Source organism: Kineosporiaceae bacterium (assembly GCA_016713225.1).
In the GTDB taxonomy this organism is placed as follows: Bacteria; Actinomycetota; Actinomycetes; order Actinomycetales; family Kineosporiaceae; genus JADJPO01.
Genome location: JADJPO010000003.1, coordinates 328,041 through 352,097 on the forward strand (window position 1 = coordinate 328,041; position 24,057 = coordinate 352,097).

16 protein-coding genes and 3 pseudogenes are annotated in these 24,057 nt (G+C 71.1%); 13 read left to right on the forward strand and 6 right to left on the reverse strand.

Going from position 1 to position 24,057, the window contains the following annotated elements:
- Positions 1–5: 5 nt before the first annotated feature.
- Entirely contained in the window at positions 6–4,925 is a 4,920-nt protein-coding gene (locus tag IPK24_12545) for a DEAD/DEAH box helicase (GenBank protein ID MBK8076365.1), read from the reverse strand.
- A 108-nt stretch (positions 4,926–5,033) separates the two neighbouring features.
- A complete protein-coding gene (locus IPK24_12550) occupies positions 5,034–5,885 on the reverse strand; it encodes a hypothetical protein (GenBank protein MBK8076366.1) in 852 nt (283 codons plus the stop codon).
- 916 nt (positions 5,886–6,801) lie between these two features.
- Between IPK24_12550 and IPK24_12555 the strand changes: the two genes are divergently transcribed.
- The 8 genes and pseudogenes from IPK24_12555 (at position 6,802) to miaB (ending at position 13,897) form a co-directional block, all read left to right on the forward strand.
- Positions 6,802–7,035 (forward strand): DUF3046 domain-containing protein, encoded by a 234-nt coding sequence (locus IPK24_12555; protein ID MBK8076367.1) that lies wholly within the window; start codon positions 6,802–6,804, stop codon positions 7,033–7,035.
- A gap of 212 nt (positions 7,036–7,247) precedes the next feature.
- Positions 7,248–8,354, forward strand: coding sequence for a recombinase RecA (recA, locus tag IPK24_12560; protein MBK8076368.1), 1,107 nt, complete (start codon positions 7,248–7,250; stop codon positions 8,352–8,354).
- A gap of 167 nt (positions 8,355–8,521) precedes the next feature.
- On the forward strand, positions 8,522–8,923 hold the full coding sequence (locus IPK24_12565; protein ID MBK8076369.1) for a RecX family transcriptional regulator: 402 nt from the start codon (positions 8,522–8,524) through the stop codon (positions 8,921–8,923).
- Positions 8,924–9,026: 103 nt separating this feature from the next.
- Positions 9,027–9,768: pseudogene (locus IPK24_12570) on the forward strand (amino acid ABC transporter ATP-binding protein).
- Positions 9,769–9,861: 93 nt separating this feature from the next.
- The gene (locus IPK24_12575; protein MBK8076370.1) at positions 9,862–10,695 is read left to right on the forward strand and encodes a glutamate ABC transporter substrate-binding protein; all 834 of its coding nucleotides are present in this window, start codon (positions 9,862–9,864) and stop codon (positions 10,693–10,695) included.
- 85 nt (positions 10,696–10,780) lie between these two features.
- The gene (locus IPK24_12580) at positions 10,781–11,443 is read left to right on the forward strand and encodes an amino acid ABC transporter permease (protein MBK8076371.1); all 663 of its coding nucleotides are present in this window, start codon (positions 10,781–10,783) and stop codon (positions 11,441–11,443) included.
- Positions 11,440–12,345, forward strand: coding sequence for an amino acid ABC transporter permease (locus IPK24_12585; GenBank protein ID MBK8076372.1), 906 nt, complete (start codon positions 11,440–11,442; stop codon positions 12,343–12,345). The genes IPK24_12580 and IPK24_12585 overlap by 4 nt, the downstream gene beginning before the upstream one ends.
- A 43-nt stretch (positions 12,346–12,388) precedes the next feature.
- The gene (miaB, locus tag IPK24_12590) at positions 12,389–13,897 is read left to right on the forward strand and encodes a tRNA (N6-isopentenyl adenosine(37)-C2)-methylthiotransferase MiaB (protein MBK8076373.1); all 1,509 of its coding nucleotides are present in this window, start codon (positions 12,389–12,391) and stop codon (positions 13,895–13,897) included.
- 88 nt (positions 13,898–13,985) lie between these two features.
- On the opposite strand, the gene IPK24_12595 is transcribed toward miaB, so the two are convergent.
- Positions 13,986–14,261, reverse strand: coding sequence for an antitoxin (locus IPK24_12595; protein ID MBK8076374.1), 276 nt, complete (start codon positions 14,259–14,261; stop codon positions 13,986–13,988).
- A gap of 6 nt (positions 14,262–14,267) precedes the next feature.
- Between IPK24_12595 and miaA the strand changes: the two genes are divergently transcribed.
- Positions 14,268–15,293 carry a tRNA (adenosine(37)-N6)-dimethylallyltransferase MiaA gene (gene miaA / locus IPK24_12600; protein ID MBK8076375.1) on the forward strand — a complete coding sequence of 342 codons (1,026 nt, stop codon included), beginning with the start codon at positions 14,268–14,270 and terminating at the stop codon, positions 15,291–15,293.
- On the forward strand, positions 15,290–16,237 hold the full coding sequence (locus tag IPK24_12605; GenBank protein MBK8076376.1) for a diaminopimelate epimerase: 948 nt from the start codon (positions 15,290–15,292) through the stop codon (positions 16,235–16,237). The genes miaA and IPK24_12605 overlap by 4 nt, the downstream gene beginning before the upstream one ends.
- Positions 16,238–16,257: 20 nt before the next feature.
- Here IPK24_12605 and IPK24_12610 read toward each other — a convergent pair whose 3' ends face one another.
- A complete protein-coding gene (locus tag IPK24_12610) occupies positions 16,258–16,878 on the reverse strand; it encodes a methyltransferase (GenBank protein MBK8076377.1) in 621 nt (206 codons plus the stop codon).
- Positions 16,879–16,977: 99 nt separating this feature from the next.
- On the opposite strand from IPK24_12610, the gene hflX reads away from it, so the two are divergent.
- Positions 16,978–18,396 carry a GTPase HflX gene (gene hflX / locus IPK24_12615; protein MBK8076378.1) on the forward strand — a complete coding sequence of 473 codons (1,419 nt, stop codon included), beginning with the start codon at positions 16,978–16,980 and terminating at the stop codon, positions 18,394–18,396.
- 150 nt (positions 18,397–18,546) lie between these two features.
- Positions 18,547–20,550: an ATP-dependent DNA helicase gene (locus IPK24_12620; GenBank protein MBK8076379.1), complete on the forward strand. Its 2,004-nt coding sequence runs from the start codon at positions 18,547–18,549 to the stop codon at positions 20,548–20,550.
- A 17-nt stretch (positions 20,551–20,567) separates the two neighbouring features.
- Here IPK24_12620 and IPK24_12625 read toward each other — a convergent pair whose 3' ends face one another.
- Positions 20,568–21,524 (reverse strand): LysR family transcriptional regulator, encoded by a 957-nt coding sequence (locus tag IPK24_12625; protein ID MBK8076380.1) that lies wholly within the window; start codon positions 21,522–21,524, stop codon positions 20,568–20,570.
- Between the two features lie 71 nt (positions 21,525–21,595).
- On the opposite strand from IPK24_12625, the pseudogene IPK24_12630 reads away from it, so the two are divergent.
- Positions 21,596–22,715: pseudogene (locus tag IPK24_12630) on the forward strand (aminotransferase class V-fold PLP-dependent enzyme).
- Positions 22,716–23,057: 342 nt separating this feature from the next.
- Here the strand turns inward: IPK24_12630 and lexA are convergent.
- Positions 23,058–23,827: pseudogene (gene lexA, locus IPK24_12635) on the reverse strand (transcriptional repressor LexA).
- Between the last annotated feature and the right edge of the window lie 230 nt (positions 23,828–24,057).

A 24,057-nucleotide genomic window follows, 5' to 3' on the forward strand; every position in this document is an offset into this window, starting at 1 on the left:
CGCTCTCAGATCCGCATCCGCAGGCCGCGTGGTGTGGCCCGGAACCCGGCCTCGGCCAGTGCCCGGGCCAAGGGGTGATCGCTGCCCAGAACCCCTTCGCCGTCGGCGCGCTCCACGGTCAGCTTGCCCAGCGCACCATCCCGAACCGCCAAGGCGAGGGCGTCGGCGGCGGCTTGCAGCTCGGTCGCCTCCTGCGACCAGGACAGCAGCGACCGGCCGCCCCGTTCGACGTAGAGCACCAGGGCACCGTCGACGAGCACCACCACCGCACCCGCCTTGCGACCGGGCTTGTGCTGCCCGGTCTCGGCCGGACGGGGCGGCCAGGGCAGTGCCGCACCGTAGGGGTTGGCCGGATCGGCGGCAGCCAGCACGATGGTCTGCCGGTTCGTCGGCGAATCGTCCCCGACGGGCCGTGCCATCGCGCGGAGCCGGTCGATCGCCCCGGTGGAGGCGAACTGCGCCGCCCCCAGCCCTTCGACGAAGTACCCCCGCCGGACCCGCCCGGCGTCCTCGAAGGCCGACAGCACGCGGTAGGTGCCGGCGAAGGCGCCGACCACCCCCTCCGCGATGACGGCACCGCGGGTGAGCACCCCGTGGCGTTCCAGCAGCACCTCGCCCTGGGCATGGGCTCGAACCGTCGCATCGCCGTCGCGTTCGGGCAGCAGGGACCAGCGTCCCGCGACGGTCGGCGGCCCGGAGCGAGTCGGCATCGCCAGGCGCCCGGGCACCACCCCTCCGGCGGCTGCGCGGGATGCCTGCGCTGCACGCAGCCCCGAGTAGCGGCCGCCATAGCGGGATCGGGGTGGGGCAGGTCGCGTCCGGTGCGCCGTCCGCCCGCCCGCCATCCGGGTGCGTAGCGCGGACAGGCTGTCGTTGGTGATCCAGCCCGCCCAGGTCAGGTCCCACAACGCCTCCGCCAGGACGGCGTCGTCCGGCAGTGTCGTGGCATCCGGTGTGGCGTCCGACAGAACCTGCCAGACCGCCTGCGACAGGGGGCGGAAGAAGAAGGCACCACCCCCGCCGAGGACGCTCAGCACCGCCGTGTGCAGCTCACCGGCCGTGAACAGCGGATCCGGCGGGGCCAGCGTGAGCGGCGCGATGTCGGTCGGGTGCAGGCTGACCCAGCCGTCGTCCCCGGGCAGGGCACCGTGACCGGCCCAGAGCACCTCACCGCTGGAGAGCAGTTCATCCAGCAGCACGGGGGAGTACCCGGTCACCCGGCCCGGCAGGATCAACGTCTCCAACGCGCTGGCGGGGACCAGCGCTCCGGCCAGTTGCTCGACGGCCCGCAGCACGCCGTCCGAACCGCGCAGTCGCCCGGCCTGGTCGGTGATGCCCTGCCACGTGGGCAGGAACCGGGCCAGGTCGGCTGCGGCGACCGGCTCGACCTCGGCGCGCAGGGCGGCGACCGATCGGCGGCGCAGCGTCCGCAGCACCTCGCGGTCGCAGTAGTCCGTGCCCTGCCCCCCACCGCACTCGAGGGGACGCAGTTCACCTTCGGCCAGACGCCCCGCGGCGACCAGGCGGCGAAGCGCCTCGGTCACCACGGCCACGCCCAGCCCGAAACGCTGGGCGAACGAGGTGGCCGTGAACGGCCCGTGGGTGCGGGCGTACCGCGAGACCAGATCGCCCAGCGGGTCGGCCACCGGCTCGGTGAACGCCTCGGCGACCCCGACCGGCAGCGGCGTGCCCAACGCGTCGCGCAACCGGCCGGCGTCCTCGACCGCTGCCCACCGCTCCTGCCCCGCGATCCGCACCCGGATCACCCGCCGGGAACTCTCGAGCGTCGACAACCAGCCCTGGACGACGTCCGCCGCCACCGGGGCCGCGAGGTCGCCGCCGGCATCGAGCGGATCAGCCTGGCTCTGCCCACTCTGCTGGCTCTGCTCACTCTGCTCGCTGGGCTCACTCGGCTCACCGCGCCAGGGCTCGGTGAGGGTTCGTTCACAGAGCTCCTCCAGGCTCGTCGGCCCGAGCAGGCGCAACAGGTCGGCGACCCCCTCGAGGCCGACCAGTCGCCGCGTCGGTGCCAGCCGCTGCAGTTCGGATTCGGTGCGCTCGACGGCGGCCGGGTCGAGCAGATCCCGCAGCGAGGCACCCTCACCCCGACCGAGCAGCTCCGAGAGCAGGGCCGGGTCGAGCGCCAGGGCAGCTGCCCGCCGTTCGGCCAGGGGGGAATCGCCCTCGTAGAGGAACTGGGCGACATACCCGAACATCAGGCTGCGTGCGAAGGGTGAGGGTTCGGTGGTGGTGACCTCGACGATCTTCACCGACCGGGCCGCGAGATCGCGCATCAAGGTGACCAGGCCCGGCACGTCGAACACGTCCTGCAGGCACTCGCGCACCGTTTCGAGCACGATCGGGAAGCTGCCGTAGCGTGAGGCCACCTCGAGCAGCTGGGCCGCCCGCTGCCGTTGCTGCCACAACGGTTGCCGCCGGTCCGGCCGTCGCCGGGGCAGCAGCAACGCCCGGGCCGCACACTCGCGGAAGCGGGCGGCGAACAGCGCGGAACCGCCGAGCGTCTCGGTGACCAGGGACTCGACGTCGCCGGGTTCGAGCATGACCAGGTCGGCCAACTCGGCCGCCCCCATCGGCTCGGGCGCATCGGTGAAGCCGACCGGTTCGACGTCCGGCAGGCGCAGCACGATGCCGTCGTCGGCCGGCATCGCCTGCACGTCGACGCCGTACCGCTCGCGCAGGCGTTCGGCCAGAGCCAGCGCCCACGGCGCGTGCACCTGCGCGCCGAACGGCGAGTGCAGCACCACGCGCCAGTCGCCCAGTTCGTCGCGGAACCGTTCGATCACGATGGTCCGGTCGTCGGGTACGTGGCGGGTCGCCGCCTGTTGCTCGCGCAGGTAGGCCAGCAGGTTGTCCGAGGCCCAGGCGTCCAGACCGGCCGCGCCGGCGCGCGCCCGGGCCGCCGCGTCGTCCAGAGCGACGATCTCGCGGACGAAGGCCCCCACCGCTCGACCCAGCTCGGCCGGTCGGCCCTGGGCGTCGCCGTGCCAGAACGGCAGCCGTCCGGGCTGGCCCGGGGCCGGGGTCACCAGCACGCGGTCGTGCGTGATCTCCTCGATCCGCCACGACGTCGACCCGAGGGTGAACACGTCACCCACCCGGGACTCGTAGACCATCTCTTCGTCCAGCTCGCCGACCCGGCGGCCCCCGCTCCGGCCGCCGCGCCCACCCGAGCCACCCGCCGCGGCGGACTCACCGGCGAGGAACACCCCGAACAGCCCACGATCCGGGATGGTGCCGCCGCTGGTGACCGCAAGGCGTTGCGCCCCAGGGCGTCCGGACAGCGTGCCGGTGAGCCGATCCCAGACGATGCGCGGTCGCAGCTCGGCGAACTCATCGCTCGGGTAGCGGCCCGACAGCATGTCGAGCACCGCCTCGAGCACCGGCCGGGTCAACGTCCCGAACGGTGCGGCCCGGCGCACCAGCGCCTCGACGTCGTCCACCGACCAGTCGTCCAGCGCGAGCATCGCCACGAGCTGTTGCGCCAACACGTCCAACGGGTTGGCGGGCACCCGCAGCGCCTCGATCGCGCCGTCGCGCATCCGCTCGACCACCACCGCTGTCTGCACCAGGTCGCTGCGGTACTTCGGGAACAGCACCCCGCGCGAGATCGCCCCCACCTGATGGCCGGCCCGACCCACCCGCTGTAGGCCGCTGGCCACACTCGGCGGTGACTCGACCTGCACCACGAGGTCGACCGCACCCATGTCGATGCCGAGTTCCAGACTCGACGTGGCGACCACGGCCGGCAACCGGCCGGCCTTGAGTTCGCCCTCGATGATGGCCCGCTGTTCCTTGCTCACCGAGCCGTGATGTGCCCGGGCCAGCACCGGGGGTGCCCCCGCGGCGGCACCCGACTGGGCCATGACCTCGGCCGGAGCGCTGTCGATCACCGGCGCCTCACCGGTCAGACGCTCGGCCCAGACCTCGTTCAGCCGCGCGGTCAGTCGCTCGGCGAGCCGCCGTGAGTTGGCGAACACCAACGTCGAACGATGCGCCCCGACCAGGTCGACCACCCGTTCCTCGACGTGCGGCCAGATCGAGGGACGGCGCAGTTCGCCGGCCGCCGGGCCGCTCAGGTCGAGGTCGGGCTCGGCGGCGCGTCCCGGGGCCGGCGTGCCCGGTGGGGCGAGACCGTCCAGGTCACCCATGTCCGGTACCGGCACCACCACCGACAGGTCGAACACCTTCGCCGAGGGGGGCTGCACGATCGCCACCCGACGCTCGCCCGCGCCGCCGAGCCAGCGGGCGACGTCCTCGACCGGACGCACCGTCGCCGACAGGCCCACCCGCTGTGCCGGGGCGGCGAGCAGGGCGTCGAGGCGCTCCAGGCTCAGCGCCAGGTGAGCGCCCCGCTTGGACCCGGCCAGGGCGTGGACCTCGTCCACGATGACCGTGCCCACGCCGGCCAGTGCCTCCCGCGCCCGCGAGGTCAGCAGCAGGAACAGCGACTCCGGCGTCGTGATCAGGATGTCGGGCGGGGTGCGGGTGAAGGAACGGCGCTCCTCGGCCGGGGTGTCACCCGAGCGCAAGCCCACCCGGACCTCGGGCACCGGCAACCCGAGCCGGGTGGCGGCCTGCCGCAGACCGGTCAGCGGGCCACGCAGGTTGCGTTCGACGTCCACCGCCAGGGCCTTCAGCGGCGAGACGTAGAGCACCCGGCACCGGTGGGTGACCTGCTCGGGTACCGGCGAACGGGCGAGCTCGTCCAGCGCCCAGAAGAAGGCGGCCAGGGTCTTGCCGGACCCGGTGGGTGCCACGACCAGGGCGTGCTCGCCGGCGCTGATCGCCTGCCAGGCGCCGAGCTGGGCGGCCGTGGGCGCGGCGAACGCCCCGGTGAACCAGTCCCGGGCGGCGGGGGAGAAGCGATCGAGCACGGGGCCATCCTGCCTGCCCCCACCGACAATCGCGCTGTCGGTGGGGGCTCGGCAGGTCTGGTGGCCTGGTGACTGCCCGCTCAGTGCCTGCTCTGTGCCTGCTGCTCAGTGCCTGCTCGAGGTGCGCTCAGCCGTGCGTCAGCGGCGGAACTGCGAGACCAGCCCGTCCAACGAGGCGGCGACCCTGATCATGTCGTCGGTGGCGGAGCTCGACTCGGAGGCCGAGGACCGCGCCTGGCCGGCAGCCTCGACCGCGCCGGTGGCCGTGTCGGCGATGCGCTGAGCCGCAGCGGCCGCGTCGGTCAGACTGCGGTTGATCTCGTGCGTGGTGGCGGTCTGTTCCTCCACCGCCGAGGCGATGGTGCTCTGCGCGTCGTGGATCTGACCGATGATGGCTCCGATCTCGTCCATCGCCGTGATCACCGCCGCCACGTCCCCCTCGATCGCCTCCATCCGGGCGGTGATGTCGTTGGTGGCGCGCGCCGTCCCCTGGGCCAGGTCCTTGACCTCGGTCGCGACGACGGCGAACCCCTTACCCGCCTCACCGGCGCGGGCGGCCTCGATGGTGGCGTTGAGGGCCAGCAGGTTGGTCTGTTCGGCGATCGAGTTGATCAGCTGGACGACGTTGCCGATCTCGGCCGTGCTGCCGCCGAGCCGTCCCACGGTCTGGTGGGTGCGTTCGGTGACCTGGACGGCGCTGCCCGCCACCGCAGCCGCTGCCGCAGCGCTCTTGGAGATCTCGGCGATGGAGGCACTCATCTGCTCCACGCCGGCGGCCCCGGCCCCGACGTTGTGGGCGACCTCTGCCGAGGCCTCGGAAGCCTGCGTGGCGCGGTCGTAGGCGTCCGTGGTGCGGTTCATCACGTCGCGGCCGATGCCGTCGAGACGCTGGGCGGACTGCGCCACCTGCGCGGCCTCGCTCTCCAGCCGCTGCACCAGGGCGGCGATCTGGGTGAACTGCTGGCCGAAGGCGTCGGCCAACTGCCGCATCTCGCGTGCGCCCTCGGGCGCCAAGCCGAACGACAGGTCGCTCTCGGCGCGACGGCTCAGGGCGTCGGCGTACCGCGTGCTGGGGCGCCCCACGAGGCGGTAGTTCAGCCACTGGATCGCGGCGATGGCCAGGCCGGCCAGCACCAAGAGCAGGATCACCTGGTTGCCGGCGCTCGCGCGGCGCGCCTTCTCGGTCGCCACCTGGGCGGCCGACCGCTTCGCCAGCAGTTCGTCGAACGTGGCCACCGGGGTCATGATCAGGACCTTGTCGGCGGTGTACTGATCATCGAACATGATCTTGGCGGACAGGGCCTTCTGTCGCGTCGACGACAGCTCCTGATCGGCCGGGGACAGCGCCCACTCGGCGACCGGTCCGGGCATGTCCGCCCGCGCGACACCGGTGGCCTCGAGCATCAGCCGCTGCGATCGGGTCTCTGTCTTCACCAGCGCGTCCGAGTTCGCCTTGGCCTCGGCGAGCAGGTCGAGCAGGTCCTGCTGCACCCCGAGTTCCTTCAGCCGCGAGATCACCCGGTCGCGGGTCTTGGTGGTGTTGATCTCGGCCCAGTAGGCGTCCAGGTGCTTGCGGTCGCCGGTCACCGAGTACGAACGCGCCTCGCTGGTGAGCAGGTCCGAGGCGCCACCGAGCTCGCGGGACAGCTGGGCGAGCTCGGCCTTCGCGGCCATGGCCGTCTCCTCGTGGGAGATGGCCCGGTTCAGGTTCACCAGGGTGAGCCCGACCAGCAGGCCGAGCAGCACCATCACGAGGGCCGACGCAGCGGCGAGGGCGCGATAGGGGACGCCTCGACGAGTGACGATGGTCATGGCCCACCCATCGTCAGGGCGCGCGCGGAGCTTGACACCTGGCCCGTCCGGGCGGAGTCGGCGTCACTCCATCGGGCGATGAGATGCTCGTGCGGTGCGGATGAGCGAGTTCTGGCAGTTGGTGGAGGACGAGTTCGGGGCGGTGTACGGCCGCACCCTGGCGCGCGATCACGTGCTCGGTGCGCTCGCGCAGCGCACCGCCGAGCGGGCGCTGGCGGACGGCGAGGACCCGCGCACCGTCTGGCTCGCGTTGTGTCTCGACCTGGAGGTGCCGGAGGACCGGCGCTGGGGCCGTGAGGAGCCGGTGACCCGGCGCCGGCGCCGGTGAGCCGGGACACGCCGATCGCTCGAGCCCGGCGTGTCGCTGCCCTCGAACACCTGTTCGGGTTAGTCTCCTCCACAGCGCCGGGTTCTCGTCCCACTGTCCACAGGGGACGGCGGCCGGCCGGGCGGTTGTCGGTGGTGGCCTCTAGCGTCGCCGTCAATCGTCAGACCGAGACCCGCTCCCGATTCGAGCACTCCCGACCACGAGGTGGAGACATGGCAGCCCCAGCAGACCGCGAGAAGGCCCTCGAGACCGCACTCGCCCAGATCGACCGCCAGTTCGGCAAGGGGTCGGTCATGCGTCTCGGTGAGGACTCGCGCCCACCGATCGAGGTGATCCCCACCGGGTCGATCGCCCTCGATGTGGCCCTCGGCATCGGGGGCCTGCCCCGCGGCCGCGTGGTCGAGATCTACGGGCCGGAATCCTCCGGTAAGACCACCGTGGCCCTGCACGCCGTGGCCAGCGCCCAGCGGGCCGGCGGCATCGCCGCCTTCATCGACGCCGAACACGCCCTCGATCCGGAGTACGCCCAGAAGCTCGGCGTCGACACCGACGCGCTGCTGGTCTCTCAGCCCGACACCGGTGAGCAGGCGCTCGAGATCGCCGACATGCTGATCCGCTCCGGCGCGATCGACATCATCGTCATCGACTCGGTGGCCGCGCTCGTGCCGCGCGCCGAGATCGAGGGCGAGATGGGCGACAGCCACGTCGGTCTGCAGGCCCGGTTGATGTCCCAGGCGCTGCGCAAGATCACCGGGGCGTTGAGCAACACCGGTACCACGGCGGTCTTCATCAACCAGTTGCGCGAGAAGATCGGCGTCATGTTCGGATCGCCCGAGACCACCACCGGTGGAAGGGCTTTGAAGTTCTACTCCTCGGTGCGACTGGATGTGCGCCGGATCGAGACGTTGAAGGACGGCTCCGAGCCGGTCGGCTCGCGTACCCGGGTCAAGGTCGTCAAGAACAAGGTCAGCCCGCCGTTCAAGCAGGCCGAGTTCGACATCCTCTACGGCATCGGCATCTCCCGCGAGGGTGGCCTGATCGACATGGGTGTCGAGCAGGGCTTCGTGCGCAAGTCGGGGGCCTGGTACACCTACGAGGGTGACCAGCTCGGCCAGGGCAAGGAGAACGCCCGCGGCTTCCTGCGGGACAACCCCGACCTGGCGGACGAGATCGAGAAGCGGATCAAGGAGAAGCTCGGCATCGGTCCGCGGGTCGACGCCCCGGCGGTGGATGTTCGTGACGGCGACAAGCCTGCGGCACGAGAGGCCGCCAAGCCCGACACGGCAGCCAAGGGCAAGGCAGTCAAGGTCGACTTCTGACCGTGGCAGGCCGGTCTCGTGGCAGGTCCCGGGGTAGGGCGGCAGAGCCCCACCCCGAGACCGCCGCCGACCCGACCCGGGACGCCGACCCGGCGGTGGTGGCTCGTGCCATCGCCCTGCGTCAGCTCACGGCCGCCCCGCGGACCCGGGCGCAGCTCGCCGACGCGATGGCTCGGCGGGACGTCCCGGCCGAGGTTGCCGACCAGGTACTCGAGCGTTTCGAGGACGTCGGTCTGATCGACGACGCCGAGTACGCGCGGATGTGGGTCGAGTCACGCCACACCGGTCGTGGGCTGGCGCGTCGTGCACTCGAGCACGAACTGCGATCCCGTGGTGTCGACTCCGACCTGGCCCGCGAGGCGGCTGGGGTGGTCGACGAGGACGCCGAGCTCGCGGCGGCCATCGCCCTGTGCCGGCGTCGGGTGGCCTCGATGCGCTTCGACGAGCCCGCCCGTAGGGATCGCCGCCTGCTGTCGATGCTCGCCCGCAAGGGCTACGGGGCGGGAGTGGCGCTGCGGGCCATCCGGACGGTCTGTGCCGACGCCACCGAGATGGACCTGACGGACTGAGCCTGATTGGTTGAAGTATCACTGATATCCGAGTGATTGCAATACGGACTCAATGTCCGACTCTGTGATCGAAAGATGGTGATTGCTCGGGTATGTTCCCGGCATGGCTGAGCCGCTCGTCGTGATGTCGAAGGTGAACAAGCACTTCGGCGATCTCCACGTGCTGCGGGACATCGATCTCGAGGTCGGCCGGGGCGAGGTGCTGATCCTGATCGGCCCCTCGGGGTCGGGCAAGTCCACGTTGTGCCGCACGATCAACCGTCTCGAGACCTTCGAAACCGGAACGATCACGATTGACGGCACCCCCCTTCCCGAGGAGGGCAAAGCGCTGGCCCAGCTGCGGGCCGACGTGGGCATGGTGTTCCAGAGCTTCAACCTGTTCGCCCACAAGACCATCCTCGAGAACGTCACCCTCGGCCCGATCAAGGTGCGCAAGCAACCAGAAGAAGCTCGCCGACGCCGAGGCGATGGAGCTGCTCGAGCGGGTCGGCATCCATGCTCAGGCCGCCAAGTACCCCGCCCAGCTCTCCGGCGGTCAGCAGCAGCGGGTCGCCATCGCGCGGTCGCTGGCCATGAACCCCAAGGTCATGCTGTTCGACGAGCCCACCTCCGCCCTCGACCCCGAGATGATCAACGAGGTGCTGGACGTGATGGTCAAGCTCGCCGAGAGCGGCATGACCATGATCGTGGTGACTCACGAGATGGGCTTCGCCCGCAAGGCGGCCAATCGCGTGGTGTTCATGTCGGACGGTCAGATCGTCGAGCAGGCGCCGCCGCAGCAGTTCTTCACCGCCCCGACGAGCGATCGGGCCAAGGACTTCCTCAGCAAGATCCTCACCCACTAGCCACCACGCGAGCCGGGGCGCTCCCGCTCGGACGGTGCCGGCCGGTGCTCATCGGGCACGGGATCGGCAGGACAGAAGGGGAACTCATTGAAGATCACACGACGTCGTCTCGCCGCTCTCGGTGCCACGGCCGCTCTGGCGGTGGGCCTGACTGCCTGTGGCGGGTCCGATGCCACGACGAGCTCGGGCAGTGGTGCGGGTGGGCTGAAGATCGGGATCAAGATCGATCAGCCGGGCCTGGGCCTGAAGCAGGGCAGCGACTACAAGGGCATGGACATCGACGTGGCCACGTACGTTGCCGGCAAGCTCGGCACCACGGCTGACAAGATCACCTGGGTGCCGGCGCCGAGCGCCCAGCGTGAGACGTTGATCGAGACCGGTCAGGTCGATCTGGTGGTGGCCACGTACTCGATCACCGACACCCGCAAGCAGAAGGTCTCCTTCGCCGGCCCGTACTTCATCGCCGGGCAGGACCTCTTGGTCCGGGCCGACGACACGTCCATCACGGGACCTGAGGCCATGACCGGCAAGAAGCTGTGTTCGGTCAAGGGATCGACCTCGGCCCAGAAGGTCAAGGACAAGTACCCCGGCGTCAACCTGCAGGAGTTCGGCACCTACTCGGAGTGCGTCGCTGCCCTGGTCTCCAAGGGCGTCGATGCCTTGACCACCGACGACACGATCCTGGCCGGGTATGCCGCCCAGGCCCAGTACACGGGCAAGCTCAAGGTCGTGGGCAAGACCTTCTCCGAGGAGCGCTACGGCATCGGCCTCAAGAAGGGCGACACGGCGCTGTGCCAGAAGGTCACCGACGCGGTGAACGCCATGATCAAGGACGGCGCCTGGCAGAAGGCCGTGGACGCCAACCTCGGCCCCGCCGGGTACAAGCCGGGAGCCGGTAACCCGCCCACGCCGGACGCCTGCGCCTGAGAAGCGCTCACGATTCCCCGGACGCCGACCGCCACGGCCCAGGTGGTCGGCGTCCGGGCCCTGATCGAGAGGGAGGTGGGTGGCGATGAGCGACATCCTCGCCAGGTATGACATCGCTGCGGCCTTCTGGGTGACCGTCCAGTTGGGCGTGCTCTCGGCCCTGGGGGCGCTGCTACTGGGCACCGTGGTAGCCGTTCTCCGGGTCTCACCCGTCGCCAGTCTGCGCACGCTGGGCACGGCGTACGTGAACCTGATCCGCAACACTCCGCTCACCCTCTTGATGGTGCTGAGCATTCTCGGGCTGAGCTTCATCATGGGCCTGAGCCTGGATGACGACTTCGCCCGCAACGGATTCCGCTGGGCGGTGGTGATGCTCTCGGTCTACCACGCGGCCTTCGTGTGTGAGGCGCTGCGCAGCGGTGTCAACACCGTGCCGGTGGGTCAGGCGGAAGCGGCTCGCTCGATCGGGTTGACCTTCGCTCAGAGCTTGCGCGAGGTGATCCTGCCGCAGGCGTTCCGCGGCGCCATCGCGCCGCTGGGGTCCACCCTCATCGCGCTCGTCAAGAACACCACCGTGGCGGCGGTGATCGGGGTATCCGAAGCTGCCGGCCTGCTGTCCGAGATCGTCGAGAACGAGGGCAGCTCGCTGTTCATCTTCCTGATCTTCGCGGGTGGCTTCGTGATCCTGACCCTGCCGCTGGGCATCGGGTTCACCAGCCTGTCGCGGCGATTGGCGGTGAAGCGATGAGCGCCCAGGCGGTTCTCTTCGATGCCCCCGGCCCCAAGGCCCGGCTGCGTCATCGCCTGCTGACGATTCTCGGGCTGCTGCTGGCGGTGTTCGGACTCGTCCTGGTGCTGCGCAAGATGGCCGACGCCCAGCAGTTGCAGGGCTTCATGTGGACGGCGTTCCTCGAACCGGATGCCTGGGTGAACTACCTGCTGCCCGGGTTGTGGGGCACGATCCGCGCGGCGGCCCTGGCCATCGTGCTGGCCTTCGGTTTCGGGCTGATCTTCGGCATGGGCCGGCTGTCGACCCACGTCGCGATCCGCGCCGTGAGCGGGGCCATCGTGGAGTTCTTCCGCGCCGTCCCGGTGCTGATCATGATGATCTTCCTGGCCGGGGTGTTCTCGGCCAACAACGTCTTCCCGAACGCCTACAACCCGCTGGCCGCCGTCGTGGTCGCCCTGACCCTCTACAACGGCTCGGTGGTGGCCGAGCTGGTGCGCTCCGGCGTCCACTCGCTGCCCAGGGGGCAGGCCGAGGCCGGCCTGTCGATCGGGCTCAGCCCGGCGCAGACGCTGCGCTCGATCGAGCTGCCCCAGGCCCTCACCGCGATGCTCCCCGCCCTGATCGGCCAACTCGTGGTGGCGTTGAAGGACACCGCGTTGGGCTATCAGATCACCTATCTCGAGTTGCTGAACTGGTCGAAGTCGTTGGGCTCGGCCTATGCCAACACGGTGCCGGCCTATCTGTTCGCCGCGTTGATCTTCATCGTCATCAACTACTCGCTCACCGCCGTGGCAGCCCGAGTCGAGCAGCGGATGCGCCGCCGAGGGCGCACGCCGATCACGGCTGTTCCAGGGTTGGTGGGTGCCGAGGCCGAGGTGGATGCCGCGCCCGTGGTGGTGGGTCGGTCCACCACGGGGTGACCTGACCTCAGGGGTGACTCTCGCGCCGTAGGCTGGTGCGGCCATGACGTCACCCGAACCCACCACGCCGCGCACCTACCAGGTGCGCACCTACGGCTGTCAGATGAACGTGCACGACTCCGAGCGCATCTCGGGTCTGCTCGAGGGCGCGGGGTACGTGCGCGCCGCCGACGACGCCGAACCCGCCGACGTCGTCGTGTTCAACACGTGTGCGGTGCGCGAGAACGCCGACAACAAGCTTTACGGCAACCTCGGTCACCTCGCCCCGGCCAAGGCGGCCCGCCCCGGCATGCAGATCGCGGTCGGTGGATGCCTGGCCCAGAAGGACCGCGACACCATCGTGCGCAAGGCGCCCTGGGTCGACGTGGTGTTCGGCACCCACAACGTCGGCTCACTGCCCGCGCTGCTCGACCGCGCCCGCCACAACCAGCAGGCCCAGGTCGAGATCCTCGAGTCGCTGCAGGTCTTTCCCTCCACGCTGCCCACGCGCCGCGAGTCGCCGTACGCCGCCTGGGTCTCGATCAGTGTCGGGTGCAACAACACGTGCACCTTCTGCATCGTGCCGAGCCTGCGCGGCACCGAACGCGATCGCCGCCCGGGCGACATCCTGGCCGAGATCGAGGCCCTGGTCGCCGAGGGTGCCATCGAGGTCACGCTGCTCGGCCAGAACGTCAACACCTACGGCGTCGAGTTCGGTGACCGGGGTGCCTTCGCCAAACTGCTGCGGGCCTGCGGTGAGGTCGACCACCTGGAACGGGTGCGTTTCACCAGCCCGCACCCGGCGGCGTTCACCGACGACGTGATCGAGGCGATGGCCGGTACGGCCAACGTCATGCCGCAGTTGCACATGCCGCTGCAGTCCGGCTCGGACCGGCTGCTCAAGGCGATGCGGCGCTCGTACCGCAGTGAACGATTCCTGGGCATCCTCGATCGGGTCCGAGCCGCCATCCCGGACGCCGCGATCAGCACCGACATCATCGTCGGCTTCCCGGGTGAGACCGAGGCCGACTTCGAGGCCACGCTCGAGGTGGTGGCGGCGTCCCGGTTCGCGCAGGCGTTCACCTTCCAGTACTCACCCCGCCCCGGGACGCCGGCCGCCACGCTGCCCGATCAGGTTCCCAAAGCCGTTGTGCAGCAACGGTACGAGCGGTTGGTGGCGTTGCAGGAGGAGATCAGCTGGGCCGAGAACCGCGCCCAGGAACAGCGGGTGCTCGACGTCCTGGTCGCCGAGGGCGAGGGCCGCAAGGACCAGGCCACCGCCCGGCTGTCCGGTCGCGCCCGAGACGGCCGGCTGGTGCACTTCGCGCTCCCGGACACCGTGGCGGCTGTGGCCGGGGCGGGCGGCCCGCTCCGCCCCCGGCCGGGGGACGTCGTCACGGTGCAGGTGACCTACGGTGCGCCGCACCACCTGGTGGCGGACGGCGTGCTGACCGGTGGCCCGTTCGAGGTTCGCCGCACCCGTGCCGGGGACGCCTGGGCCGAGCGCGCGGCGGCCACGCGCCGTCCGGCGACCGGGATCGCGATCCCGGTGGTGCAGCCCGCACAGCAGTGATCGCCGGGAATCGTGGTCTTCCCCGATAGCCCGGGGGAGAACGCCGATCCCACGGCGATCACTGGTGACACGGTGGGGTAACGCAGGCTCAGACCTGCGGCTCCTCCGGGGCAGCGGCCTCGCGGCCCTTGATCAGCTCGTCGGCCTTGGCCTGGACGGCGTCGACCTTGTCGGCGAACTTGCCACCGGTGGCCGCGTCGACGGCGTCCCCGGCCTTCGCGATCGCGGCGTCGGACAGGCCCTCGAGGTTGTCCTTGGCGGACTCCAGCCCGTGCTTGGCGTGCTCCGTGGCGCTGGCGAGACCTTCCTTGGCCTGGTCGGCAAGCTCAGCGGCCTTGTTCTTCAGATCGTCGAACGCGCTCATGGCGTGATGTATCTCCCTGTTCGGAACGCCGCTGACCGCGGCTGTACGTCAACATCATGCCCGCTCCGCCCGACGCTGGCGTGCCAGACTCACGTCGTGAGTCCTCCAGCCGTCGCGGCGGCACGATTCGCCGCCCCGGTGATCGCCGTGGTGGGACCGACCGCCTCGGGCAAGTCCGATCTCGCCGTCGAGCTGGCCGTGGTCCTGAACGGTGAGATCGTCAACGCGGATGCGATGCAGCTCTACCGCGGGATGGACATCGGCACCGCCAAACTCCCCGTGCCCGAACGCCGCGGCGTCCCGCATCACCAGCTCGACGTGCTCGAGGTGACCGACGAGGCGAGCGTCGCCGCCTATCAACGCGAGGCGCGGGCCGCGATCGAGGACATCCGCTCGCGCGGGCGGCGTCCGATCCTGGCCGGCGGCTCGGGTCTCTACCTCCGCGCGGTCCTGGACGAGCTGCAGATTCCCCCGACCGATCCCCGCGTGCGCGCCGCCCTCGAGACCGAGCTCGAGCAGATCGGCGCGACAGCCCTGCACACCCGGCTCGCCGAGCGCGACCCGGCCGCGGCGGTAGCGATCCTGCCGAGCAACGCGCGGCGCGTCGTCCGGGCGCTGGAGGTGATCGCCCTGACCGGGCGGCCGTTCACCGCGACCCTCCCCACCGGCGCCTACCACCAGCCCGCGATCCAGATCGGGCTGCAGGTGCCACGCCCGGTGCTCGACGAGCGGATCGCGACCCGGGTGGAGCGCATGTGGGACGCCGGGCTGGTCGCCGAGACGCGTGACCTCGCCGAGCTCCACGGCCTGCGCGCCGGCCGCACCGCCTCACGCGCCCTCGGCTATGCGCAGGTGCTGCAGCTGCTGGACGGCGAACTGGACGACGCCGCCGCGCGGCTGGCCACCGTCACCGCGACCCGGCGGTTCGCGCGGCGTCAGCTGTCGTGGTTCGGCCGCGACCCCCGCATCACCTGGCTCGACCACGACGCGGCCGACCTGATCGCCCGGGCTGTGCAACGCTGTGCGCCATGACCTCGGCCTCGCCCCCGACGCTCGACGTGCCCTCGCCGCAGGCACCGACCTCGCCGCTGGCAGGCCTGTCGTGGGCCAAGGGCCACGGCACCGAGAACGACTTCGTCGTGCTGCCCGATCCCGACGGGCGCCTGCAGCTAGACGCGCCCGCGGTGCAGGCGCTGTGTGATCGTCGGGCCGGCCTGGGCGGCGACGGAATCCTGCGTGTCGTGCGCTCAGCCGAGGGCGAGGCCGGTCGCTGGTTCATGGACTACCGCAACGCCGACGGCTCACTCGCCGAGATGTGCGGCAACGGCATCCGGGTGTTCGTGCACTACCTGGTTCGCGCCGGACTGCTCGACCTCGCCGACGGCGACAGCATCGCGATCGACACCCGCGCCGGGGTGAAGACCGTGCGTCGCGAGGGCGAGCAGTACGCCGTCGACCTCGGTCCGTGGCGGATCGAGGGCGGAACGGCTGCTGCCGAGGCGGGTAGCGACCGCACGGTGCACGCGCACGGGTCGTCCCTGGCGCAGGCCGGGCTCTCGGTGAACATCGGCAACCCCCACGTCGTGGTCGCCGTACCCGACGTGGCCACCCTGCGCGCTCTCGACCTGACCCGGGCACCGGTGCTCGACCCGGTGGCGCCCGAAGGGGCCAACGTCGAGTTCGTCGTTCCCGGTCACGGCGTCGACCGGGACGCGGCCGGCCGGCCACTGGGTCACCTCGTCATGCGGGTGCACGAACGGGGCTCGGGTGAGACCCGCTCGTGCGGCACCGGCGCGGTCGCTGCGGTGCTGGCGGCGCGGGTCTGGGCCGGCGACGGTGCTCCCGACGAATGGACCGTCGACGTGCCGGGTGGCCGGTTACTGGTGCGGCTGGCGCAGGGCTCGCCGTTGGCGGGGGAGCACGCCGAGCTGGTCGGCCCGGCCCGGATCGTCGCCGAGGGCACGCTGCTCGGCTGAGCTCCGGTGCGCACCGCGGCTCAGCCGGGTGACACCTCGAGCACGCGATATCCCTTCGCGCTGCCCAGGCGGCGGACCGTGTGCGACGGGAAGACCTCGGGCAGCAGCTGGGCGAGCCAGGCGTGCAGCGAGTCCGCACCGAGGTGGCGCTGCACCACGAGGTAGGCGTGACCGTCGTCGGTCAATCGGGGCAGCCACTGCTGCAGCAGTGCGTGCAGGGCCGGCTTGCCGATCCGGATCGGGGGGTTGGACCAGATGGCCGCGAACCGGAGGTCTGGCGCAACGTCCTGCGGGGCGGCGACGGTGATGTTCGTCAGGCCGTGGGTGGCAGCGTTCTCGGCGGTCAGCTCACGGGCCAACGGGTTCACGTCGACCGCCCAGATGTGGGCACCGGGGGAGTGCATCGCCAGCGTGAGGGCCAGCGGACCCCAACCACAGCCCAGGTCGAGCAGATGCCCCTCGGCGGGTGGGGCGGGCACGTCGCGCAGCAGCACCCGGGTGCCCAGGTCGAGCCGATCACCGCTGAACACGTTGCCTGCGGTGACCACGGCGACCTCACGCCCGGCGAGTCTCACCTCGAGGGTGCGCCGCTCGGCGGGGCCGGACTGCTGCTCGCTGAAGTAGTGCTCGCCGGAGGACACCGGCACAGCCTAGGCCAGCGGCCGGGCCTGCTCGAGGGGCGAAGCCCAGCCGCTAATCACGTGGCGTGACCGCGGGATGCCTGAGAGGCTGAGGGAGCCATGACTACCGCATCCACTCCTGCCCACCACGATGAGTCGAGTTCGTGGGACGGTGAGCAGCTCGATCTCGCCGACCGGCATGCGCTGCGCCGGGTCGCCGGGTTGTCGACCGAGCTCACCGACGTCACCGAGGTCGAGTACCGCCAGCTGCGTCTCGAACGCGTGGTGCTCGCCGGCCTGTACGGCGGCGGCCACGAGACCTCCCAGGGTGCCGAGATCTCGCTGCGTGAGCTGGCGGCACTCGCCGAGACAGCCGGTTCCGAGGTGCTGGACGGCGTGCTGCAGCGACGCGAGAACCCCGACCCGGGCACCTGGCTGGGCTCGGGCAAGGCCGAGGAACTGCGCGCGCTGGTGGCCGACACCGGTGCGGACACGGTGATCTGCGACGGCGACCTGTCACCGTCCCAGCGCCGTGGTCTGGAGGACGTGGTCAAGGTCAAGGTCATCGACCGGACGGCACTGATCCTGGACATCTTCGCCCAGCACGCCAAGTCCAAGGAGGGCAAGGCCCAGGTCGAGCTGGCTCAGCTCGAGTACCTGCTGCCACGCCTGCGCGGTTGGGGTGACTCGATGTCGCGCCAGGCCGGTGGCCGGGTGGCCGGCGGTGAGGGCATCGGCTCGCGTGGCCCCGGTGAAACCAAGATCGAACTCGACCGGCGCCGGATCCGCACCCGCATGGCCAAGCTGCGCCGCCAGATCTCAGGTATGAAGGCCGCCCGCGACACCAAGCGGTCCGGACGCCGCCGGCACGAGGTGCCCTCGGTGGCCATCGCCGGGTACACCAACGCCGGGAAGTCCAGCATTCTCAACCGGTTGACCGGCGCGGGCGTGCTGGTCGAGGACGCCCTGTTCGCCACCCTCGACCCGACCGTGCGCCGTGCCCAGACCGCAGACGGGCGAACCTTCACCCTCACCGACACCGTCGGTTTCGTCCGCCGGCTGCCGCATCAGTTGGTCGAGGCGTTCCGGTCCACGCTCGAAGAGGTGGCCGACGCCGACCTCGTGCTCCACGTCGTCGACGGCGCGCACCCCGACCCCGACGGCCAGCTCGCCGCGGTGCGCGAGGTGCTCGCCGACGTCGGCGCGAGCGCCGTCCGGGAGATCGTCGTGATCAACAAGATCGACGCCGCGGATCCCGACGAGATCGACCGGTTGCTGCGGCGCGAGAAGGGCTCGATCGCCGTCTCGGCCCGCACCGGCGTCGGTTTCGCCGAGCTCGCCGAGCTGGTCGCCGCCGAACTGCCCCGGCCCGATGTCGAGGTCGATCTGGTGGTGCCCTACCAGCGCGGTGACCTGGTCAGCCGGGCGCACTCCGAGGGCGAGGTGCTCGACACCGAGCACTGCGAGGACGGCACCCGGCTGCGGGCCCGGGTCCGGCCCGACCTGGCCGATGCACTGCGTGCCGTCGCGGTGGCCTGATCATCCCCAGTCCCGGCGCCGTCTGTCTCGTGAGGCGGTCGGCCTCACGTAGGCTCGGTGCGTGGGGATCTGCTGGACGCCGCGGTGGCGGCGGTCGACGGCACCCCACGCGAAGGTCAGCAGCGCATGGCCGAGGCCGTGGCGGAGGCGATGACCAGCGGCGTCCACCTGCTGGTGCAGGCCGGCACGGGGACCGGCAAGTCCCTGGCCTACCTGGTCCCCGCGATCGCTCACGCCGTCCGATCCGGGCAGACGGTCGTGGTGTCCACCGCGACCCTGGCGCTGCAGTCACAGATCGTCGAGCGTGACCTGCCCCGGCTGGCCGATGCGCTCACCCCGTTGTTGGGGCGGCGTCCCACGTGGCAGGTGGTCAAGGGGCGGGCCAACTACGTCTGCCGGTACAAGCTCGAGGGTGGCTACCCCGAGGACGACGGCGGCCTGTTCGCGATGGCGGCGGCCGGCGCCCCCGCCCCGCTGGCCGGGCGCATCGGCCTGCAGGTGGTGCGGTTGCGCGAGTGGGCCGAGACCAGCACGGCCGGCGAACGCGATGAGCTGGTGCCGGGCGTGAGCGAGCAGGCCTGGCGGCAGGTCTCGGTCTCGGCGCGCGAGTGCCTGGGCACCACGTGTCCCCGGGCCACCGAGTGCTTCTGCGACAACGCCCGCGAGCGGGCCCGCCACGTCGACATCGTGGTGACCAACCACGCGGTGGTCGCGATCGACGCCTTCGAGTGGCGCAGCCTGCTGCCCCGACCACGAGATCCTGGTCGTCGACGAGGCCCACGAACTGGCCGACCGGGTGACGTCGGTGGTCTCCAAGGGCTCACCGTCACCGCGGTCGAGGTCGCTGCCCGGCGATGCCGTGGTACCGGGGTCACCACGACCGAACTGGACGACGCCGCAACGGGTTTGGCGGCCGCGTTCCAGGTCGCGCCCGAGGGGCGGATCACCGACCTGGCGCAGCACGACGACGATCAGCTCGGTGCTGCGGTCGTCGCGGTGCGGGACACCGCGCGCGGACTGATCAGTGCGCTCGAGGCAACCAAGCCGGCGGCCGGGTCGGGTGGGGCCGACGGCGCTCGGGCGTTGGCCCGGGCTGCGATCGGTGAGATCTTCGACGTCGCCGAGCGATTGGCCAGCGGGTCGGCCGCCCGGGGCGGGGCCGACGTGGCGTGGCTGTCGCGGGTGGGTCGACCCGAGTCCGGCCCGGTGCGCATCGGTCTCCATGTCGCACCGCTGACGGTGGCAGGGGCGTTGCGCGCCAGGGTGTTCGACGAGCGCACGGTCATCGCGACGTCCGCGACGTTGTCGGTCGGCGGCAGCTTCGACGCGGTGGCGCGCTCGTTCGGTCTGAGCCGGGGCGAGGGTGGCGAGGGCGCGCGGGCATCGGCCTCGGGCAGCGCGGTCCGCGACCACGACGACGACCACGACGACCACGATGACGATGCGGTGCCGGCATCTCCGGCGGCGTGGACCGGGCTGGACGTGGGCAGCCCGTTCGACTACCCGCGTCAGGCGATCCTGTACATCGCGCGGCATCTGCCGGCGCCCGGTCGGGACGGGCTCGGCGAGCCGATGATCGACGAGCTGGCCGGGTTGGTCGAGGCCGCCGGTGGTCGCACCCTGGGGCTGTTCTCCTCCCGGCGTGCCGCTCAGACCGCCGCCGAGCTGTTGCGTGAGCGGCTGGACGTCCCGATCCTGTGCCAGGGCGATGACCAGACCCCGACCCTGGTCCGGGCCTTCGCGGACGACGAGCGCACCTGCCTGTTCGGCACGTTGTCGCTGTGGCAGGGGGTCGACGTGCCAGGCGCCTCGTGTCAATTGGTGGTGGTCGATCGCATCCCGTTCCCCCGACCGGACGACCCGCTGGGTACCGCCCGACAAGAGGCGGTGGCCCGTCACGGTGGCAATGCCTTCATGTCGGTCGCGGCCACGCACGCGGCCCTGTTGTTGGCCCAGGGCGTGGGGCGGCTGGTGCGCTCGGGTGCCGATCGGGGGGTCGTGGCCGTCCTCGACTCGCGCCTGGCGACGGCGCGCTACGCCGGGTTCCTGCGGGCCTCGCTGCCGCCGTTCTGGACCACCACCGACCGTGAGGTCGTGGTGGCCGCGCTGCGGCGCATCGACGTCCCGACCGGCACCGAAACCGTGGTGTCGTAACCCGTTTCAGCCGGTGGTCACTGGACCGCGGCAGCTTCCTGGAGCGCCTCGATGGTGACCGCCACCGCGGGTACGCGCAGCAGATCGGTCGTGGTCAGGGCGTGGACCGCGCGCCGGCCGACCCCCGCGATGGAGCGCAGGGTCCCGGGATAGGTCGCGGCGACGGGAGCCACCAGCCCGGGCAACAGGGCCACACCCAGCCCGGCGGCCACGAAGGCCAGCGTCGCCATGTAGTCGTCGGTCTCGAAGGCGATCCGGGGGGCGAATCCGGCGGCTGCGGCCGAGTCGGTCAAGTGGGTGCGGCACGGGGAGCAACCGGCGATCCACCGGGTATCGGTCAGGTCGCGCAGGTGTAGGCGGGGCTCGTCCGCCAAGGGGTCACCGGAGGCGATCGCGAGCAGACTGGCGTCCGACATCAACTGCACCCGGTGTACCCCGAGATGGTCCGCGCGCTCGGGGTGTTCGCGGTCGAGGTCCGGCGCCCCCGGGGGATGCGCTGCGGGGTCCGGCGAGGTGTAGTCGAACGTGACCGCGATGTCGCAGCGGCCCTCGCGTAGGGCAGCTGTCGCCTCGGGCGGCTCGGCCTCGCTGAAGTCGACCTCGACGTCAGGTGCGTTGTCGCGCAACAGGAGGAGTGCCGCGGGTACCAGGGTGGCCGATGCCGAGGGGAACGACATCACGCGTACCCGGCCCGCGCGCAGCCCGGCCAGGGCCGACACCTCACGTTCCGCCGCGGCGACCGTGGCGGCCACGGTGGCGCCGTATCGCGCGAGGACCTGGCCCGCCTCGGTCAAGCGAACACCGCGGGCATGCCGCTCCAGCAACGCGGTTCCGAGTCGACGTTCCAGCCGCCGGACGTGCTGGCTCACCGCCGGCTGGGTGAAGCCGAGAGTGGTGGCTGCGCCGGTGATCGTGCCCGCGTCGGCGATCGCGCGCACCAGGCGCAGCGAGGAGAGGTCCAGGGTCGAAGCCATAACGGGACCCTATGGGCAGCAGGTGAAGATCGGCATTGTGTGATGCGGCGTGGCGTCGACACCATGGCCGAATGAGCGATCCGGAAATCACCTGTTCGGATACCGCGTCTTCGTCAGAAGCGGCGTCAGCGGCGGCGTCGGAGGCGGGGTCGAGGACCGCACTGCAGTCGGCCTTCCATCGGGTTCCGGGGTACCTGGATGCCGCCACCATGGGCCTGCCGTCGATCGCCGGCGCGGCGGCTCTGCGCGCGGCGGTGGGGGAGTGGGCCGAGGTGCGGCCTCGGCGTCCGGATACGACGCTGCGGTGTCGTCGAGTCGGGCCGCCTGGGCTCGGTTGGTCGGGGTGCCGACGTCCTGGGTGGCGGTGGGGTCTCAGGTCTCGGCCATGCTCGCGCCGGTGGCGGCCTCGCTTCCCGAGGGCGCCAGGTGGTGGTGCCGGCGGGTGACTTCTCGTCGGTGGTGTTCCCGTTCCTGACGCAACGCGATCGCGGGGTCGTGGTGCGGCAGGTGCCGTTGGCCGAGGTCGCTGATCAGATCCGGGCCACCACGTCGCTGGTGGCCTTCTCGCTGGTGCAGTCCGCCGATGGTCGGCTCGCCGATCTCGAGGCCATCCTGGACGCCGCCCGCCGCCACGGGGCCAGGACGGTGTGCGACACGACGCAGGCGGTGGGCTGGTTGCCGGTGGCGGCCTCCTCGATCGATGTCACGGTGTGCGCGGCCTACAAGTGGCTGAGCTGTCCGCGAGGGGTGGCCTTCGCCTCGGCGAGTCCTGAGGCGCTGGCCTGGCTGCGACCGGTCTCGGCCGGGTGGTACGCGGGTGAGACGGTCTGGGAATCGATCTATGGTCCCGAGATGACCCTGGCCGGCGATGCTCGTCGGCTGGATGTGTCGCCGGCATGGTTGGCGTGGGTCGGGGCAGCGCCCACCCTGGACCTGTTGGCGGCAGCAGGTGAGGGCGTCCGGTGGACCGGGGTCGAGCTCGCGGACGGCGTCCGGCGGGCACTGGGCATGCCGCCGGCCAACTGCCCGATTCTGTCCTTGGCCGATCCGAACGGGGCGGTCGAACGGCGACTGCGGGAGGCAGGATGCCGTTTCGCCACCCGGGCCGGCCGCCTACGCCTGGCGTTCCACGTGTGGAACGACGAGGACGACGTGGCCCGGGTGGTCGAGGCGGTGTCGAGCGGGGCCTGAGTCAGGCTCCGACGGCCATCAGGACGGCGCTGTGCAGCTTGCCGTAGGTGTCCAGCCCGTCGAGGAAGTCGTCGGGGAAGCGGAGCCTCGAGCTCGTCGCCCACGGCGCCCAGCATGAGGCTGGCGAGGTCGTCGTCCAGGCCCAGTTCCTCCAGGGAGGACTCGGTGGTCAGTTCTGTGGGGGCACGTCGAGATGCCGGGCAATCACGGTGCGCAGCGTCTCGTCGATGTGGTGTCCCTGCACGTCAGGTTCTCCTTGGTCGGCGATTCCGGCCCGGCGTGAGCGCAGGGCGAGAACATCACTGAGTGTCAATAGTAGTGCCCCACGGTGGTCGAGCGGACTCATACGCGACGAAGCACGGCCGTGACGCGTCCGAGAATGGTCGCCTCGTCCCCGGGAATCGGGTCATAGGCGGCGTTGTGCGGTAGCAGCCAGACGTGCCCGTCGCGCCGTTTGAAGGTCTTCACCGTGGCCTCGCCATCGAGCATCGCCGCCACGATCTCACCGTTGTCGGCGACCGACTGCTGGCGGACCACGACCCAGTCGCCGTCGCAGATGGCTGCCTCGACCATGGAGTCGCCCACCACCTTGAGCAGGAAGAGCTGCCCTCGCCGACCAGCTGGCGGGGAGTGGGAACACATCCTCGACGGCCTGCTCGGCCAGGATCGGTCCCCCGCGGCGATCCGCCCCACGACCGGAACATACGAGGGCTGGGGTCGCAGCTCGGAGTAGTCCGTGGGGTCGAACTCCCCTCGATCGGGCGCACCGCGTGCGATTCGCCGGGCATGCGTACCTCGATCGCGCGAGGGCGGTTGGGGTCACGCCGCAGGTATCCCTTGCGCTCGAGGGTGCTGAGCTGGTGGGCCACGCTGCTGGGGCTGGTCAACCCGACGATGGCCCCGATCTCCCGCATGCTCGGCGGGTAGCCACGGCGTTCCACCGAGTCGCGAATGGTCTCGAGCACGAGTCGCTGACGGTCGGTGAGGCCGTCGCCGTCGGCGGGGCCGTCGGGCAACACGTGCACCTCGCCACCGGGCGTGTCGTCGTGGGCGGCCTTGCCGGCCGCAGCCACGTCCGCTCGATCCGTCTGGTCGAGCCGCCGCCTCGTCATGTCGTCCTCCACACAGTCGGGTCACTCGGTCACGCAGCCGGGCCCGGGCTCGGGTGCGAGCTTCGTAGTCACCGTAGAACGAATCGCGACACGTTTCAAACATATGTTCGAGGGTGTCTCGACTCTGTCGGTGGGGGGTGATAGAACTCGGACACACGTTCGATTCGAACGAGCGTTCGACGTCCGGCCGCCCGGCCGGGTGTCCGAGGACCGGGTGATGTCCGGCCCGA